Source organism: Pseudomonas fluorescens (genome assembly GCF_900636825.1).
GTDB classification, from domain to species: domain Bacteria; phylum Pseudomonadota; class Gammaproteobacteria; order Pseudomonadales; family Pseudomonadaceae; genus Aquipseudomonas; species Aquipseudomonas fluorescens_BG.
Window position 1 is genome coordinate 4,077,501 of the sequence record NZ_LR134318.1, and the last position, 16,392, is coordinate 4,093,892.

Annotated in this window: 20 protein-coding genes (1 of these 20 cut by a window edge); 12 read left to right on the top strand and 8 right to left on the bottom strand. The window is 60.1% G+C overall.

Going from position 1 to position 16,392, the window contains the following annotated elements:
* Positions 1 to 475, bottom strand: partial view of a TetR/AcrR family transcriptional regulator gene (locus tag EL257_RS18430; protein ID WP_126368180.1) — the 5' portion only. The gene continues 89 nt to the left of window position 1, outside the view; the window shows 475 of its 564 coding nt (coding positions 1–475); it begins with the start codon at positions 473 to 475; its stop codon lies beyond the left edge, outside the window.
* Between the two features lie 91 nt (positions 476 to 566).
* On the opposite strand from EL257_RS18430, the gene EL257_RS18435 reads away from it, so the two are divergent.
* Positions 567 to 1,295, top strand: a complete 729-nt coding sequence (locus tag EL257_RS18435) for an SDR family oxidoreductase (RefSeq protein ID WP_126365025.1) — start codon at positions 567 to 569, stop codon at positions 1,293 to 1,295.
* 38 nt (positions 1,296 to 1,333) lie between these two features.
* Positions 1,334 to 1,930 (top strand): 2-hydroxychromene-2-carboxylate isomerase, encoded by a 597-nt coding sequence (locus EL257_RS18440; protein ID WP_126365027.1) that lies wholly within the window; start codon positions 1,334 to 1,336, stop codon positions 1,928 to 1,930.
* 48 nt (positions 1,931 to 1,978) lie between these two features.
* Here EL257_RS18440 and EL257_RS18445 read toward each other — a convergent pair whose 3' ends face one another.
* The 5 genes from EL257_RS18445 to EL257_RS18465 form a co-directional block, all read right to left on the bottom strand.
* Positions 1,979 to 3,787: an aminopeptidase P family protein gene (locus EL257_RS18445; RefSeq protein ID WP_126365029.1), complete on the bottom strand. Its 1,809-nt coding sequence runs from the start codon at positions 3,785 to 3,787 to the stop codon at positions 1,979 to 1,981.
* Between the two features lie 56 nt (positions 3,788 to 3,843).
* Positions 3,844 to 5,010: an aminotransferase class V-fold PLP-dependent enzyme gene (locus EL257_RS18450; RefSeq protein WP_126365031.1), complete on the bottom strand. Its 1,167-nt coding sequence runs from the start codon at positions 5,008 to 5,010 to the stop codon at positions 3,844 to 3,846.
* A gap of 205 nt (positions 5,011 to 5,215) precedes the next feature.
* Positions 5,216 to 5,830: a LysE family translocator gene (locus tag EL257_RS18455; protein WP_126365033.1), complete on the bottom strand. Its 615-nt coding sequence runs from the start codon at positions 5,828 to 5,830 to the stop codon at positions 5,216 to 5,218.
* A 101-nt stretch (positions 5,831 to 5,931) separates the two neighbouring features.
* Positions 5,932 to 6,201 (bottom strand): hypothetical protein, encoded by a 270-nt coding sequence (locus EL257_RS18460; RefSeq protein WP_126365035.1) that lies wholly within the window; start codon positions 6,199 to 6,201, stop codon positions 5,932 to 5,934.
* Positions 6,202 to 6,405: 204 nt separating this feature from the next.
* Positions 6,406 to 6,774 (bottom strand): antibiotic biosynthesis monooxygenase, encoded by a 369-nt coding sequence (locus EL257_RS18465; RefSeq protein ID WP_126365037.1) that lies wholly within the window; start codon positions 6,772 to 6,774, stop codon positions 6,406 to 6,408.
* Between the two features lie 93 nt (positions 6,775 to 6,867).
* Between EL257_RS18465 and soxR the strand changes: the two genes are divergently transcribed.
* The 10 genes from soxR to EL257_RS18515 all read left to right on the top strand — a co-directional run bounded on the left by soxR (position 6,868) and on the right by EL257_RS18515 (position 14,422).
* Positions 6,868 to 7,320: a redox-sensitive transcriptional activator SoxR gene (gene soxR / locus EL257_RS18470; RefSeq protein WP_126365039.1), complete on the top strand. Its 453-nt coding sequence runs from the start codon at positions 6,868 to 6,870 to the stop codon at positions 7,318 to 7,320.
* Between the two features lie 128 nt (positions 7,321 to 7,448).
* Positions 7,449 to 7,907: a VOC family protein gene (locus EL257_RS18475; protein WP_126365041.1), complete on the top strand. Its 459-nt coding sequence runs from the start codon at positions 7,449 to 7,451 to the stop codon at positions 7,905 to 7,907.
* A gap of 251 nt (positions 7,908 to 8,158) precedes the next feature.
* Complete coding sequence (locus tag EL257_RS18480) at positions 8,159 to 9,358, top strand: PepSY-associated TM helix domain-containing protein (RefSeq protein ID WP_126365043.1); 1,200 nt, start codon at positions 8,159 to 8,161, stop codon at positions 9,356 to 9,358.
* Positions 9,355 to 9,897 (top strand): thiamine pyrophosphate-binding protein, encoded by a 543-nt coding sequence (locus EL257_RS18485; RefSeq protein WP_126365045.1) that lies wholly within the window; start codon positions 9,355 to 9,357, stop codon positions 9,895 to 9,897. The genes EL257_RS18480 and EL257_RS18485 overlap by 4 nt, the downstream gene beginning before the upstream one ends.
* Complete coding sequence (locus EL257_RS18490; RefSeq protein ID WP_126365047.1) at positions 9,894 to 10,235, top strand: hypothetical protein; 342 nt, start codon at positions 9,894 to 9,896, stop codon at positions 10,233 to 10,235. The genes EL257_RS18485 and EL257_RS18490 overlap by 4 nt, the downstream gene beginning before the upstream one ends.
* Entirely contained in the window at positions 10,232 to 10,807 is a 576-nt protein-coding gene (locus tag EL257_RS18495; protein ID WP_126365049.1) for a DUF6162 family protein, read from the top strand. Before EL257_RS18490 ends, EL257_RS18495 begins: the two co-directional genes overlap by 4 nt.
* 35 nt (positions 10,808 to 10,842) lie before the next feature.
* Positions 10,843 to 11,772: a metal ABC transporter substrate-binding protein gene (locus EL257_RS18500; protein WP_126365051.1), complete on the top strand. Its 930-nt coding sequence runs from the start codon at positions 10,843 to 10,845 to the stop codon at positions 11,770 to 11,772.
* Positions 11,769 to 12,617: a metal ABC transporter ATP-binding protein gene (locus EL257_RS18505; protein WP_126365053.1), complete on the top strand. Its 849-nt coding sequence runs from the start codon at positions 11,769 to 11,771 to the stop codon at positions 12,615 to 12,617. Before EL257_RS18500 ends, EL257_RS18505 begins: the two co-directional genes overlap by 4 nt.
* A complete protein-coding gene (locus EL257_RS18510) occupies positions 12,617 to 13,516 on the top strand; it encodes a metal ABC transporter permease (protein ID WP_126365055.1) in 900 nt (299 codons plus the stop codon). Before EL257_RS18505 ends, EL257_RS18510 begins: the two co-directional genes overlap by 1 nt.
* A complete protein-coding gene (locus EL257_RS18515; protein WP_126365057.1) occupies positions 13,517 to 14,422 on the top strand; it encodes a metal ABC transporter substrate-binding protein in 906 nt (301 codons plus the stop codon).
* A gap of 128 nt (positions 14,423 to 14,550) precedes the next feature.
* On the opposite strand, the gene EL257_RS18520 is transcribed toward EL257_RS18515, so the two are convergent.
* A complete protein-coding gene (locus EL257_RS18520) occupies positions 14,551 to 14,775 on the bottom strand; it encodes an MbtH family protein (protein ID WP_038364139.1) in 225 nt (74 codons plus the stop codon).
* Between the two features lie 83 nt (positions 14,776 to 14,858).
* A complete protein-coding gene (locus EL257_RS18525; protein ID WP_126365059.1) occupies positions 14,859 to 16,283 on the bottom strand; it encodes an aspartate aminotransferase family protein in 1,425 nt (474 codons plus the stop codon).
* Between the last annotated feature and the right edge of the window lie 109 nt (positions 16,284 to 16,392).

Consider the following 16,392-nt stretch of genomic DNA (forward strand, 5'->3'; position numbering starts at 1 on the left):
CTACCACCAACGCGCCGACGCATTGCGAAAGAATCGACCAAGCCAAGCTATCGCTGCCTAATATCTGCGCCCAGCTTTGGTGAAGTCGACAAATCCACAGCTGCGCCTGTCCGCGCACTTCTTCACCTGATCGAGCAATCTCCGCTCCCAGCGCAGGCAGCGCACATCCGGCCTCCGGCTGCTCGACGTGAGCCATGCTCAAATAGTGTTTGAGACAGCGCTCGAGCCGTTCACGATCCTGAGTCCCCTCCCCGCCCAGCCGCTCGAGACTTTGCCGCAATTCGCGCTCGACAATCGCGCCGAACAAATCATCCTTGGACGAAAAATGGCTGTAAAAAGCCGCGCCGCTCAGGCCGATTGCTTTCATCAAGCCGTCGACGCCAATCGTTGAGAAACCGGTTTTCTTGGCCGACAGCGCACTGCTCTGCAGCAGCTTTTCACGAGTTTCAAGCTTGTGACTGGCGGAATAACGCACAGAATTTACCTCCACAGGAGCGCCTTGACGTTGTCCGAATCCTAGCATAACGTTCGTTCACTTAACGATCGTTTACTAAAAGGGTTTACCCATGAATAACAAGAAGGTCGTATTGGTAGTCGGTGCCGGAGACGCCACAGGTGGAGCAATTGCCAGACGCTTTGCCGAGGAAGGATTCATTGCCTGCATCACGCGGCGCAGCGCCGATAAACTGCAACCGTTGGTGGCGGCAATCCAGGCTGACGGCGGCGAAGCCCACGGTTTCGCCTGCGATGCGCGCAAAGAAGACGACGTGATTGCGTTGGTTGAAGACATCGAGACTCGCATCGGTCCGATTGAAGCCTTTGTGTTCAACATTGGCGCCAACGTGCCTTGCAGTATTCTCGAAGAAACCGCGCGCAAATATTTCAAGATCTGGGAGATGGCCTGCTTCTCGGGGTTCCTCAACGCACGGGAAGTCGCCAAACGCATGGTCACCCGGCAACGCGGCACAATTCTGTTCACTGGCGCGACCGCCGGGCTGCGTGGGGCTTCCGGTTTCGCTGCGTTCGCCGGCGCCAAACACGGAATCCGCGCGCTGGCGCAGAGCATGGCGCGTGAACTCGGCCCGTTGAATATCCACGTCGCTCACGTCGTGGTCGATGGGGCTATCGACACCGACTTCATCCGTAACAGTTTCCCCGAGAAATACGCCACCAAGGACCAGGACGGCATTCTCAACCCCGAACACATCGCCGAAAACTACTGGTATTTGCACAGCCAACCGCGGGATGCGTGGACATTCGAACTGGACCTGCGCCCATGGAACGAACGCTGGTAAGCCCTTCAGCCGAACAACAAAAACGAGAGAGCGGCACGATGAACAAAACCGTTGAATTCTATTTCGATCTTGGCAGCCCTGCGACTTACCTGGCCTACACCCAACTGCCGAAAATCTGCGCCGAAACCGGCAGTGATCTGATTTACATCCCGATGTTGCTGGGCGGTGTGTTCAAGGCCACCGGCAACGCGTCCCCGGCCATGATTCCGGCCAAGGGTCGCTACATGTTTCAGGATCTGGATCGCTATGCCAAACGCTATGGCGTACCGCTGAAATTCAATCCGCATTTCCCAATCAATACCCTGACACTAATGCGTGCGGTGGTGGGCATTCAACTGCGTCAGCCTGCGCGTTTCCAGGCGTTTATTGATTGCCTGTTCACCGCGCTCTGGGTTGAAGGCCGAGCACTGGACGAACCAGACACCGTCGCGTCGCTGTTGAATGAACACGGCTTTGATCCTCAGGAGGTCTTTGCGCTGACGCAAGACGAATCGGTCAAAGCCGCACTCAAGGACAATACCGAGACGGCCATCAAACGCGGCGTTTTTGGCGCACCGAGTTTTTTCGTCAGCGACCAATTATTCTTCGGCCAGGATCGTCTGGACTTCGTTGCCGAGGCGTTGCGCCAAGACTGATTCCAAGCATGACTCGGGCGCTGGCAACAGCGCCCGAGCCTCCCGCGCTTAAATAGCCGCAGTGCGCGTCTTCAACCATTGCAGTGCAGCGCCCTCGACCAGCGGGCTCAAGCGCTCACGCACCTGCGCGTGGTAATCGTTGAACCACTGTTTCTCTTCCTGAGTCAGCAACGACGGCACCAGGCAACGGGTGTCGATCGGGCACAAGGTCAAGGTTTCGAACTCGAGAAACTCGCCAAACTCGCTGCTGCCCGCTTCGCGATTCATTGCCAGGTTCTCGATCCGCACGCCCCAACGGCCCGGGCGATAAGTCCCCGGCTCGATCGAAGTGATCATCCCCGGCAACATCGCCGTCTGCGGTGCGGGCGCTGCCTGATAGGCAATCACCTGCGGGCCTTCGTGCACGTTGAGGAAATAACCGACGCCATGACCGGTGCCGTGGCCGTAATCGACGTTCTCGGCCCAGATCGGCGCACGCGCGATCGCATCGAGCAGCGGCGACAAAATCCCTTTCGGAAACCGCGCTCGCGACAGCGCAATCACGCCCTTGAGCACGCGGGTGCAATCGCGCTTCTGCTCTTCAGTCGGCGTGCCGACCGGCACCATCCGCGTGATGTCGGTCGTCCCGCCCAGATACTGACCACCGGAATCGATCAACAGCAGCCCACTACCCTCAATCACCGCGTGCTCTTCTTCCGTGGCGTGATAGTGCGGCATCGCACCGTTGGAGTTGAATGCGGCGATCGTGTTGAAACTCAGCGACACATAATCCGGACGACGTTCCCGGGCGGCCGTGAGTTTCTCGTCGATGGTCAGCTCGGTAATTCGCTCACGACCCCAGGCCGACTCCAGCCACGCGAAGAACTCGCACAATGCCGCGCCGTCCTGCTCCATCGCTTTGCGGATGTGCTGGGCGTCGGCCTCGCTTTTTTGCGACTTGGCCAACGTGGTCGGGTTCAGACCTTCGACCAGCGTCACCGCGCTGTCGAGGTTATCCAACAAGCCGCTGGTGACCCGCGTCGGATCCACCAGCAGAGTCGCGCCACTCGGCACGTCGCGCAGGGCGGAAGCGACTTCGCTGTAATCGCGCAAGGTCACGCCGTCTGCCTCCAAAACGGCACGCAAATCGGCATCCACCTTGCTCAGCGCCACGAACAGTGTCGCTTGCTGTTGATTGATCAAGGCAAAAGACACGAAGACCGGGTTGAACGACACGTCGCCGCCGCGCAGATTGAACAGCCAGGCGATGTCGTCGAGGGTTGCAATGAAGTGCCAATCAGCGCCGCGCGCCTGCAACGTTTCACGCAAACTTGCGAGCTTCTCGCCCCGGCTCACGGTCGCTTGCGGGGGCAAATGCTGATAAATCGGCGCGTTGGGCAGGCTTGGCCGGTCGCTCCAGACTTCGTTCAGGAGATCGATGTCTGTGCGCAAACGAGCGCCGCGCGCTTCCAGCTTGCTGCTCAAAGTACGCGCCGAAGCTACCGCCATCACCGCACCGTCGACCGCTACCACACCGCCCTCGGGCGTCTGCTCGGCCAGCCAGTCCAGCGGGCTCGGTTGACCCGGTTGCAGTTTGACCAGTTCGATGCCGCTGCCGTTGAGTTCTTTGCTCGCCTGCTCCCAGTAACGACTGTCGGCCCAGACACCAGCGAAATCGGCGGTGACGATCAAAGTGCCGACCGAGCCGTGGAAACCCGAAAGCCATTGCCGGCCCTGCCAATAACCGGGCAAGTATTCCGACAAATGCGGGTCGGCGGACGGCACCAGCAGCGCATGAATGCCTTCGCGGCGCATCAATTCACGGGTATGCGCAAGGCGCTGGGGCACCGATCCTTCGGTCAAGGTCTGGGTACTCATCATGTCTCCTGCTAATCACTTCATCATTATTGTTCGTCGCCGTTGATCCGGCTCGTTTAAAGCCCTGTCGCCCAGAATGCCGGAGCACTGGCGCAGGCGGTCTTGATCAGGTCGACAGCCTTGTCGACGTCCTCGGCCGTGGTGAAACGGCCCAGGCTCAAGCGAATGGTACGGCTCGCCAAATGCGCATCGTGCCCGAGCGCCAGCAGCACATGGGAAGGCGTGTTGCTCGCAGAGTTGCAGGCCGAGGTCGCGGAGAAAGCAATCGAATGGCCGAGCGCGGCGCTGTTGAATTCCCCTTCACTGAACGTCAGGCTCAAGGTGTGCGGAATACGTTGTCTGGCGCAACCGTTGAGACGTACGCCTGGTAGGCTCAGCAGCGCTTCGAGTAACCGTTCACGCAACGCGACAATGGACTTTTTCTCCTCGTCGAACGCCGCAGCGGCCAAGGCGAACGCTGCGCCCATGCCGGCAATCTGATGGGTCGCCAAGGTTCCCGAGCGCAATCCGCCTTCGTGGCCGCCGCCGTGAATTTGCGCCTGCAGACGTTGTTGCGCGCGCGGGCCGACGTACAAGGCGCCGATGCCTTTTGGGCCATAAAGTTTGTGAGCGGAAAACGACATCAGATCGACCGGCCATTGCGCCAGATTGATCGCCACTTTACCGGCGCCCTGGGCCGCATCGACATGGAACAGCGCCTCGCGAGCGCGCACGACCTCGCCGATGGCCTGAACATCGTTGACCGTGCCCAGCTCATTGTTGACCAGCATCAGCGACACCAGAAAAGTGTCATCACGCATCGCTTCACTGACCGCGTGCGGGGTGATCAAGCCATTGGCGTCGGGCACCAGATACGTCACGGCGATGCCGCCGTCCTGCAACTGTCGGGCGGTGTCGAGAACCGCCTTGTGTTCAATCTGGCTGGTAATGATGTGGCCACCGGACACGCCGCGCGCCTGAGCGACGCCCTTCAGCGCGAGGTTATTGGATTCGGTGGCACCGGAGGTCCAGACGATCTGTTCGGCTTGCGCACCAACCAGTTCGGCGACTTGCCGGCGAGCCTGCTCGACCGTTTGCCGGGCCTGCTGGCCAAAGGCATGGGAGCTGGACGCAGGATTGCCGAAATTACCGTGGAACCCCAGGCATTCGATCATCACCTGGATGACCCGCTCGTCCACCGGGGTGGTGGCGGCGTAATCGAAATACAGCGGACGTGTGTTCATAAAAGACTCGCAGAGCGTGTTCCGGGATCAGGAGGCTCGTTTCTGCAAACAGCACAGCGCAGCCTTGTGAGCTGCGCGCGGGTTCGAGAGCGTCATCAATACCTGATCGGATGCCGTTAAAGAAGAACAACTTCATTTAAAAGTGCGTAGGAACGCTCCTGAAGCCGAGCTTAACAGGCATCGGGTCGGCGGTTGAAGCAAAGCGTCAGCTAAAGCTTTCGAGAAGTAACGGGTACAGCGAGATCACCAGTAACGCGGCCATGCCCCAGTTGAATACGCGCAACCAGCGCGGCTCTTTCAACACATTGCGCAACAATGTGCCGCAAGCCGCCCAGACACCAACGCTTGGCAAGTTGATGATGGCGAACACAGCGGCAATCACCACGACATTGGTGAAGTAGCCCTGCATCGGCGTATAAGTGCTGATGGCACCGATGGCCATGATCCACGCTTTCGGATTGACCCATTGAAACGCCGCTGCGCCCAGGTAACTGATCGGCTTGGCTTCGCCTCGCACGTTATCGCCGACCGGCCCCGAGTGGGCGATTTTCCACGCCAGATACAAAAGATACGCCGCGCCAGCGTAGCGCAGGATCGTGTAGAGAATCGGATAGGTCTGAAACACCGCGCCGAGACCGAAGCCCACCGACACCACCAATACAAAGAAACCGCACGAAATCCCTAACATGTGCGGAATGGTGCGGTTGAATCCGAAGTTCACCCCCGACGCCAGCAGCATGGTGTTGTTCGGCCCCGGAGTGATTGAGGTAACCAGGGCAAACAAAGCGAAGCCGAGCAGCAGGTCGAGCGAGAGGTTCATGGTGAGGCAATCCGTGAGGTCATTCAGGTAATGACCCTATCCCACACCGCCGGGGAAACCCACGGACAGTTGGACGAAACTTCAAGCGGTACAGTTTCGAATCAGCTTGGACGACCGTGCAGCTGTACGGCACGTTCGGCGCTCATCTCACCTTGCTTGTCGAAACCGAAAGTCTTCTGCGACTGACCGAGCAATTGGGCTTTTTTCGCATGGTATTCATCGAAGGACAAGCCGCTGCGATTGAGTGATTCCATGGCCAGTTCACGGGATTCTTCGGCCGTGTATGGACGCAATTCCGGGGAAACATGGGTGGCGCAACCGGCGAGTACAGAGACAGCGAGCAGCAGCAAAACAGTCAGTAAATGGTTCATGGGAGCGTCCTGGCGAGCAATGTGGGAGTCGATGGACAAAGGCTACGCCCGGCCACGCTCGCGCAAAAATCAACACTCTCAATAGTCGCTATCAGGAATTGGGCATGACTGCCCAACCGGACCCTCCGTGGAGGAGCTGCCCGTGGCTGTGATCCTTTGATCTGCCTTTTAATAGAAACCAAAAGATCGCAGCCCCGACAGCTCCTACGCTGTGACATTGCATTGAACCAGATGGCAGTGCAGCGCATCGTCGTGACTGCGGGCGATGCTGCTCAATACCTGGAACGAATTGAAGGTGACGGTTCTGGCCTGATGCCTGTGGATCAGGTGCCAGAAGTCCTGTTCGCCGCTTTCAAAACTGCGGAACGCCGCTTCCCCTGCCTCTCTGGTTTGCCACTGCAGAAAACTCAAGACCCGGCGCCCGTCATCGCTGGCCTGCACGCTGGCGCTGACAAAACCCTCATAGCGCTGAGCCAGACGTTCGGTCTGCATCGACAGCGCACTGACCAACGCCGGTTGCTGACGCGGCTCGATTTCGAATTCGATCAATTGGCTAAAACTGCGGTTGTTCATTTAAAGCCCCCACTCGTCGTAAGCCGAGCCTTGCGACTCGAAGGCCTGCAGGGTAAAACCTCTAGTTAAGTCAAGGTCAAGAGCATTTTCGCAATGATCACTCCGGAAAACCGGCACAAGCAGCTCACCGTCGGTGAAGTGGCGGCACGTAGCGGCGTCGCGGTTACGGCCCTGCATTTTTATGAATCGAAAGGCTTGATCACGAGTCAGCGGAATGCCGGCAATCAGCGCCGTTATCCGCGTGAAGTGTTACGACGCGTGGCGCTGATCAAAGTCGCGCAACGCCTGGGAATTCCACTGGCAGAGATTGGTTTGGCGTTGAACAATTTGCCAAATGACCGTGCACCGTCAGCAGCCGACTGGAAGGTGCTCTCCGCGCAGTGGCGAGAGGAGCTCGATGAGCGCATCGAGCAACTGACGCTGTTACGTGACCAGCTCAATGGCTGCATTGGTTGTGGATGTCTGTCCATGGACGCCTGCCCGCTGCGCAATCAGGGCGACGTGCTTGGCGAGAAAGGACCGGGGCCGCATTTTCGCGATGCGTGACTGAGCGTCTGTCTGGCATGCGCGACGCTCGTCGGGTGAAAGTCCTCGAAGCGCGGGCGGTTCTATAGTGATTCTTCCGGAAAACCGGTGCAGTCCTCACAGGTAGAACAAAAATCAGGGAGAACGTCATGAGCGTCAAACCCATTCCCGAGGGGTATCACAGCATTACCCCCTATCTCGGCATCCATAAGGCGGCCGAAGCCATCGATTTCTACAAAAAAGCCTTCGGCGCCACCGAAGTCATGCGCCTGACCATGCCCGATGGTGCTATCGGGCATGCCGAGCTGCGCATTGGCGACAGCGCCATCATGCTTGGTTCGCCTTGCGATCAGGGACCGTTGAGCAACCCGGATCACGCGGTGTCGGTCGGTTTGCATTTGTACGTCACGGACGTCGACAGATCGTTCCAACAGGCACTGGAAGCTGGCGCGACAACGGTGTCCGAGGTCAAGGATCAGTTTTACGGTGACCGTTGCGGGACGCTGAAAGACCCGTATGGGCATCTGTGGTTTCTGGCGTCGCGCAAGGAGGATTTGACCCAAGAGCAGATTAGCCAGCGGGCAATGGAGATGTTTCAGCAGGGTTGAGGCCCTGCAGGAGCTGCGGCACGCTGCGATCTTTTGATTTTGGAGGATCGCAGCGTGCCGTAGCTTCCACACGCTTAACCGTAAGTGCGAAACATTTGCTTTCACATCGCGTTTCAGGATTTTCTTTGTTCGTCCGTCTTATATAGATGCAGGCCGATCGCGTAGGCAAAAGCCACGACCGGCCTATCGGGGATCTCCGTGCTGCGAAGCCCGTGGTACGCGCCCTTTCACCACATCAAGACGCGAACATCATGTCAAAGAAATCCCGCTCCAAACTGTGGTTCCTGGTCCATAGCTGGCTGGCATTACCGATCTGGTTTTTTGTCCTGATCGTATGTGTCACCGGCACCCTTGCGGTGGTCAGCCAGGAAATCGTCTGGCTCGCCAACCCGCAGATGCGCGCCAGCCAGCCGTCGGACGATGCGCCGCGCCTTGGTTATGAAGAAATCATCACGGCGATCAAGGCCGCAGAACCGCAAGCCCTGGTGCAACGCATCAGCCGCCCCGACGAATCGCATTTCGCGCTGGATGTCACCCTAAGCTACCCCGACGGGCGTTCGCTGGTGACGTACGTCAACCCGTACACGGGCGCCATCCAGGGCACCGCGCCGGAGTTCAATTTCCAGGCCTTTACTCGCGCCCTGCATGGCTGGTGGCTGGTGCCATTCACAAACGGTTACAGCTGGGGCTGGTATCTGGTGTCGGCGCTGAGCCTGCCACTGCTGGCATCGCTGATTACCGGACTGGTGGTGTACAAGCGTTTCTGGAAGGGTTTTTTCAGGCCCACTCTGCGTATTCGGCACGGCGCACGCATCTTCTGGGGCGATTTCCATCGCCTCAGCGGTATCTGGTCGATCTGGTTTATCGCGGTGATTTCCATCACCAGCACCTGGTTCCTGATCGAAGCGGCGCTCTTCGACAACCACATCTCGATCTCCAGCGAAACGGTCATTCCGGCCATGGCACGGGACGCCGTACCGTTGACCGCCGATGGCCTGCCACCGGCCCGACTGAATCTCGACCGCGCCATCGAAATCGCCCAGGAAAAGATTCCCGGTCTTGAGGCCAGCGTCATCAACATGCCATTCAATGCCTACAGCCACCTCGATATCCGCGGCCGCGGCTGGTATCCGCTGATGTATCAGAGCGCAACGCTCAATCCGTTCAGCGGCGAGCTGGCATCGTCGCGCGTACTGTCCGATCGCACTTCGCTGGAGTTCGTCACCGAATCCATGCGTCCGTTGCACACCGGCGATTTCGGCGGGTTATGGATCAAGCTGATCTGGTTCTTCTTCGGTCTGCTGCTGAGCATGATGGTCCTCAGCGGCCTGCTGATCTGGACCAAACGCACCGCCCTGGCCACGGCCAACGCGCTGAAGCGCGAGAACAAAAAGCAGCGCGCCAACACGCAACCGCTCATTCACCGTGAACCGTCGGAGGCCAATCTGTGAGCAATTCCACGACCGCCCCGCAACCTTCGCGCCTGAGCCAGCTGTGGCACAAATGGCGCTTTCACATCAACGTATTGCTGCTGGTAATCCCGCTGGGGTTCATGCCCAAGTACTTTTCCGACGCTGCGCTGTTTCGCGGCGATAGCGGACTTGGCGAGCGCGAGGTCGGCGAGATTCAGGTCGGGCCATGGAGCCTGCGCCTGGCCGAACTGCGTAACGAAGCACCGCGCGCCGATGGTCCGGCCGGCTATCTGAAAGCCTTCAGTGCTGCCCTGTGCGATGCCTGTATCGAACCGGTCAAGGCGACTTACCTGCGCATCGGCAAGCCGCGCAGCCTGCGTGCCGCCGGGGTGATTTTCTTTGGCACGCCGTATCGCATGGGCACGCAGCTGCCGATCCCGGAAAAGACCAAACCCGACGCCGAGCTGTGGATCACCATGGAAGGCTGGGACGGCAGCATGCATCAGGCCTCGATTCCCCTGAGCCAGGCCTCCCCCGCGACCATCGCCTGGCTGAACAAACAAGGAGCCAAACCATGAGCCAACTCGCACGCCCTTCGCGCCCGTTTTTGAGCGCCGCGCTGCTGGTGCTGAGCGCCGGTTTCAGCGCTGGAGCACTGGCCCACAACCCGATGTGCGAATGCAAGGCCATCGATGCTGAACAGATCAAATGCACCGGTGGCTTTTCCGACGGCAGCGGAGCGCCGGGGGTGACCCTCGACGTGATCGGCTACGACGAAACCATTCTGGTACCCGGCAAGCTCGGCAGCGATTCGACCCTGACCTTCAAAAAACCCGGCGCCGAATTCTACGTGTTGTTTGACGCAGGTCCCGGGCATGTGGTCGAAATCGATCAAGCGGATATCGAAGCGCCATGAGTACACCCACCACCCAGATCGTGCGCCCGGCGGGTGCCGGCCACGAAACCCTGAACGTGCTGTTGTTATGCCTGTTGATCCTGGCGATTGCCGGCTCGGTCGTCGCGTGGCGCGGGGTTTCCCATGAACCGGAGCCCGTCGCCAGCAACCAGTACGACGCCCGCCGCGACCTGAGCGCCGCTGAACAGGGCATCTATGCCGACCTGCGGGTGACTCTCGACGAGATCCGCTTGCTTCGCGAAGAGCAAAAGGCCCTGCCGACTCCGCAAGCCCTGGCCGACGAAGGTTTCGCGCCGTTTGCCCAGGATGCCAGCTCGGTCAGCCGTGGCGGCCATGCGTGGCAGATGCTTTCCGACAGCACCTATTTCGGTCGCAGCGCCACACCTGATGTGGCCGGTTCGTTCCTGATGCGCGTCGGTACTGACCTCAACGCTGCGCCTGACATTTGGCTGAACCGGGGCGCCGATCTGGTGCCGGTTAAGGATCTGTCTGACGCCGCGCTGTCCGCTGCCGGCTGGAAACAGATCGTCGCGCAATTCGATGCCGGGGTTACCCGCGAACATCGCCATTGAATCCTCGCCTTCATTCGAGAGAAGACCGCTTGCCCATGTCCATTTCATCGCCTCGCCGTCCGTTGTTACGTGTTTTTCTGGCGTGCCTTTGCGCCTGTCTGCTGAGCCCGCTGGCCAGCGCCGAGCAGGCCAAACGCCTGCGCATCGGCATCACCCTGCACCCGTATTACAGCTACGTGGCGAACATCGTCGGCGACGAGGCCGAGGTCGTGCCGCTGATTCCCGCCGGTTTCAATCCGCATGCCTATGAGCCTCGTGCCGAAGACATCAAACGTATCAGTGGCCTGGACGTGATCGTGCTCAACGGTGTCGGTCATGACGATTTCGCCGACCGGATGATCGCCGCCAGCGAAACTCCAGACATCAAGACCATCGAAGCCAACGAGAACGTGCCCTTGCTCGCTGCCACCGGCGTCGCCGCGCGCGGGGCCGGCAAAGTGGTCAACCCGCACACGTTCCTCTCGATCAGCGCCTCCATCGCCCAGGTCAACAACATCGCCCGCGAACTGGGCAAACTCGACCCGGACAATGCCAAGACCTATACGCAGAACGCCCGCGCCTATGGCAAACGCCTGCGGCAGATGCGTGCCGACGCGCTCGCCAAGCTGACCCAGGCGCCGAACGCGGAACTGCGCGTCGCCACGGTGCACGCGGCTTATGACTATCTGCTGCGGGAGTTCGGTCTGGAAGTGACAGCGGTGGTCGAACCGGCCCACGGTATCGAGCCAAGCCCGAGCCAATTGAAGAAGACCATCGACCAGCTGCGCGAACTCGATGTGAAAGTGATTTTCTCGGAAATGGATTTCCCTTCCAGTTACGTTGACACCATTCAACGTGAGTCCGGCGTGAAACTTTATCCGCTGTCGCATATTTCCTACGGCGAATACACCGCCGACAAATACGAAAAGGAAATGACCGGCAACCTCAACACCGTGGTCCGCGCGATCCAGGAGTCGGGGGCATGACTTCAAAAGAAACCCTCCTCGTCGATAGCAGTGAAAACCCTGTGGGAGCGAGCTTGCTCGCGAAGGCGCCGGATCCGGCCACATCTTTGTTGAATGACCCAGCGCATTTGCGAGCAAGCTCGCGCCCACAGGGATTGGGGCCGACGCTGGATTTTGCGCAGATTGGTCTGACGTTGGGGCGCACGACGATTCTCGACAAGGTGACTTTCCAGGTGCAGTCCGGCACGGTGCATGCCTTGGTCGGCCCTAACGGTGGCGGCAAAAGCTCGCTGATCAAGACCTTGCTCGGGCAGATGCCCCATCAGGGTCAGCTCAGCCTGCAATGGCCCGGCGAACCCGGCGTCATCGGTTACGTGCCCCAGGCGCTGGAATTCGATCGCGGCCTGCCGATGACGGTCGACGATTTCATGGCTGCAATGTGTCAGCGCCGCCCGGCGTTTCTCGGTTTGAGCAAGCGTTACGCCGCCGCCATCGGCGAGGCGCTGGAACGCGTCGGCATGCAGGACAAGCGCAAACGGCGGATGGGCGCGCTGTCTGGTGGCGAACGGCAGCGAGTGCTGCTCGCACAGGGCCTGATCCCGGCGCCGCAACTGCTGGTGCTGGATGAACCGATGTCAGCGCTCGACGAAGCGGGGATCCAAGTGTTTGAACGGCTGCTCAATGACTGGCGCGCAGCGGGCATCACCGTGCTGTGGATCGAGCACGATCTGGAAGCCGTCGGGCGCTTGGCCAATCGGGTGACCGGCCTCAACCGCCGCGTACTGTTCGACGCCACACCCCAGCAGGCACTCACCCCGGAACGCCTGCTGAGCCTGTTTTCCACCCATCCACGGAGCGCTGTCTGATGAGTTACGAAGCATTTCGTCTGATGGTTCAGGGCTGGGCCTCCTCGGGTTATCTGCCGGAAGCGCTGGCCTACGGTTTTGTCGTCAATGCGTTGCTCGCCGGGCTATTGATCGGCCCGGTGCTTGGCGGTCTGGGCACGCTGGTGGTGGTCAAGCGCTTCGCATTTTTTTCCGAAGCGGTCGGCCATGCCGCGCTGACCGGTGTGGCCATCGGCATTCTGCTTGGCGAGCCTTACACCGGCCCTTACGGCAGCCTGTTCGGCTACTGCCTGCTGTTCGGCATCCTGCTCAATTACCTGCGCAACCGCACCGGCCTGGCGCCGGATACGTTGATCGGGGTATTTCTCTCGGTATCGCTGGCGCTGGGGGCGAGCCTGCTGCTGATCCTCGCTGGCAAAATCAACGTGCACATCCTCGAAAACGTGTTATTCGGTTCGGTACTCACGGTCAATGGCAATGATCTGGCGGTGCTGGCTATCGTCGGGTCTCTGGTCATGGCCCTGGCCCTGCCGCTGTACAACCGCATCATGCTAGCCAGTTTCAACCCGCAACTGGCGGCGGTGCGCGGCGTGGCGGTGAAAACGCTGGATTATCTGTTCGTGATCCTGGTGACACTGATCACCGTGGCGGCGGTGAAAGTCATCGGTGCGATTCTGGTCGGTGCGTTGCTGGTGATCCCGGCCGCCGCGGCACGCTTGCTCAGCCAGTCGCTCAAGGGCTTTTTCTGGTGTTCGGTATTGATCGCCACCGTCAGCACCTTGTGCGGGATTCTCGCGCCGATTGTGTTCGACCTGCCGATTCCGTCGGGCGCGGCAATCATTCTGGTCGCCGGCATTGCCTTCGCCCTCGCCGCCGTCGCGCGCGGTGTCGTCCCCAGCCTCAAAGGGAACCTTGGATAAATGGCTTCTTCATTTCGTAAACTGACTCTGGCCATGGCGCTGTGCGGCGCGGTCTGCCTGCCAATAATGGCCGCCGAAAGCGCTACACCGCTGCGGGTGCTGGCCTCGTTGCCGATCACTTATGGCCTGGGCGAAGTGCTGCTCAAGGGCACCGACGTCAATCTCGAACGCGCCGCTCCGGCCAATCTTCCGGGCAGCCGGCAAAGCGCTTACTTCACCGGTCGTGGTGCGCCGGCGCTGAGCAAACTGGCGACCGACGCGGATGCAGTGATCGGCGTGCGCTCGCTGTGGCCAGACGATCAGCTGTACCCGATTGCCCGACGCAGCAACATCCGCATCGTCGAAGTCGATGCGGCGCGTCCGGTGGATGGCGCATTGCCTGGTATCGCCGTGCAACCGGGGCTTACCGTCGACGGCTTGAACAGTCAGCCATGGCTGGCGAGCAATAACATGGGGCGCATGGCGGACGTCATCGCAGCCGATCTGGTGCGCCTGGCGCCAACCGCCAAAAGCAAAATCGAAGCCAACCTTGCGGCGCTGAAACAACGCCTGCTCAAACTCAGCGCCGACAGCGAGGCACGGCTGGCCAGCGCCGATAACCTTACTGTGCTGAGCCTGAGCGATCACTTTGGTTATCTGATCGGTAGCCTCAATCTGGAGCTGATTGGCCAGGATTCACGGGCCGACACCGAGTGGACGCCCGAGGATCTGAAGAAACTTACGGCAACGCTCAAGGACAACGATGTGGCGCTGGTATTGCACCATCGACAGCCCTCGGACGCAGTGAAAGCAGCAATCGCCGAATCCGGCAGCCAATTGCTGGTGCTGAGCACCGATGCGGCGGACCCGGTGGCGGAGCTGGAAGGGAATGTCGACTTGTTGCTCAAGGGTTTGAGCGGGGCCTGATTCATTTAGATCGGGTTACCGTTTATCGCTAGCAGGGCGAATTCCCACAGGAGCAGTCAGCTCTAACGTCAGACATGAAAAAACCCGCTGCCCCTCACGGGTTCAGCGGGTTTGTTTTGGCCGGACGCTTATTGCGCCGCGGCCTGGGCTTCCATTTTCTGGCGCAGACTCAACGGGCGCATATCGGTCCAGACTTCCTCGATGTAGGCCAGACATTCCTTTTTCAAGCCACTCTTGCCCACTGTCCGCCAACCTTGCGGCACGGCTTTGTAATCCGGCCAGATCGAGTACTGCTCTTCATGGTTGACCACGACTTGAAAGAGGATGTCCTCGCGGTCGAATACTGACGTCATGCTGGTTCTCCATCGCTGTAAGGGTGGGCTGCACAAGAAGTGCAGCCGGGTATGTAGAAAGAACGTTCGGCGCGCTGGAAAATTTACAGCGTGGCTTTCACAGCGCTCGTTGCAGCAGATAAGGCGCGGCCGAAGATCTCGGCCACGCGATCGATTTCGATGGCGGTAATCACCAGGGGCGGGAGGAACCGCACCACCGCGCCGTGACGCCCGCCGAGTTCCAGAATCAGCCCGCGCTTCAGGCACTCCCGTTGCAGCAGCGGCGCCAGACGGGCGAAGGCCGGAGGATGGCCGAGGGCGTCCGGCACGCCGTTGGGGTCGACCAGTTCAACGCCAAGCATCAAGCCACGCCCGCGAATGTCGCCCAGTTGCGGAAAGTCGCGCTGAAGGATGCGCAGATGTTCGCTGAGGCGTTCGCCCATCGCGGCGGCGTGCTCGCAGACCTTGTGTTCAAGCAGGTAGCGCATCACCGCCGACCCTGCCGCCATCGCCATCTGATTACCGCGGAAAGTGCCGGCGTGCGCTCCCGGTTGCCAGGTGTCGAGCCAGTCGCGATAGACCACCACCGCCAGCGGCAGGCTGCCGCCGATGGCTTTCGACAGCACCACCACATCGGGAATGATGCCGGCAAGTTCGAAGGCAAACATCTTGCCGGTGCGCGCGAACCCGCTTTGGATCTCGTCGACGATCAGCGCCACCCCGGCCTTCTCGGTGATACGGCGCAGGCCTCGCAGCCACTCGATGTCCGCCGGAATCACGCCACCCTCGCCCTGCACCGCTTCGACGATGATCGCCGCGGGCAGCTGCACGCCGGCTTCCGGATCGCTGAGCAAGTTTTCCAGATAGCTTAGATTGGCTTTTACGCCAGCCACGCCGCCGAGGCCGAACGGGCAGCGATAGTCATAGGGGAACGGCATGAACTGCACACCACTGCTGAGCAATGCACCCAGCGGTTTTTTTGGCCCCAGGCTGCCCATCAGGCTCAGTGCGCCCTGACTCATGCCGTGATAACCGCCGGAAAACGACACGACGGTACTGCGCCCGGTGGCGGTGCGTACCAGCTTCAATGCCGCTTCCACGGCGTCGGTGCCGGTCGGCCCGCAGAACTGGATTTTCGCTTCGGCCGCCAGTGCCGGTGGCAGCAAACCTAACAGATCCTGGACAAACCGATCCTTGACCGGGGTGGTGAGGTCGAGCGTGTGCAGCGGCAGCTCATCAGCCAGCACTTGCTGGATCGCGTCGATCACCACCGGATGATTGTGACCGAGCGCCAGCGTGCCGGCTCCGGCCAGACAGTCGATAAACGTGCGTCCTTCAACGTCCTCGACGTACAGGCCTTTGGCGCGCTTCAGCGCCAAGGGAATGCGGCGTGGATAGCTGCGGGCATTGGATTCCTGTTGCGATTGACGGGCGAGCAACGGCGACTCATTGAACTGGTACAGCGTTTCGGCCGGCGCTGAAGCGACCCGGGCCGACGACTCTTCGATAAGGCTGGTGGCGACTGACATCTCTCGACCCCTCAATTCGCTATAAATAGTGACCAAAACAGCACCGGGCAGGTGCGCGTTCCGGTCGCGGGGCGCACTTGCAGGTTTTCCTGTTCTGGAGACGCTTAAG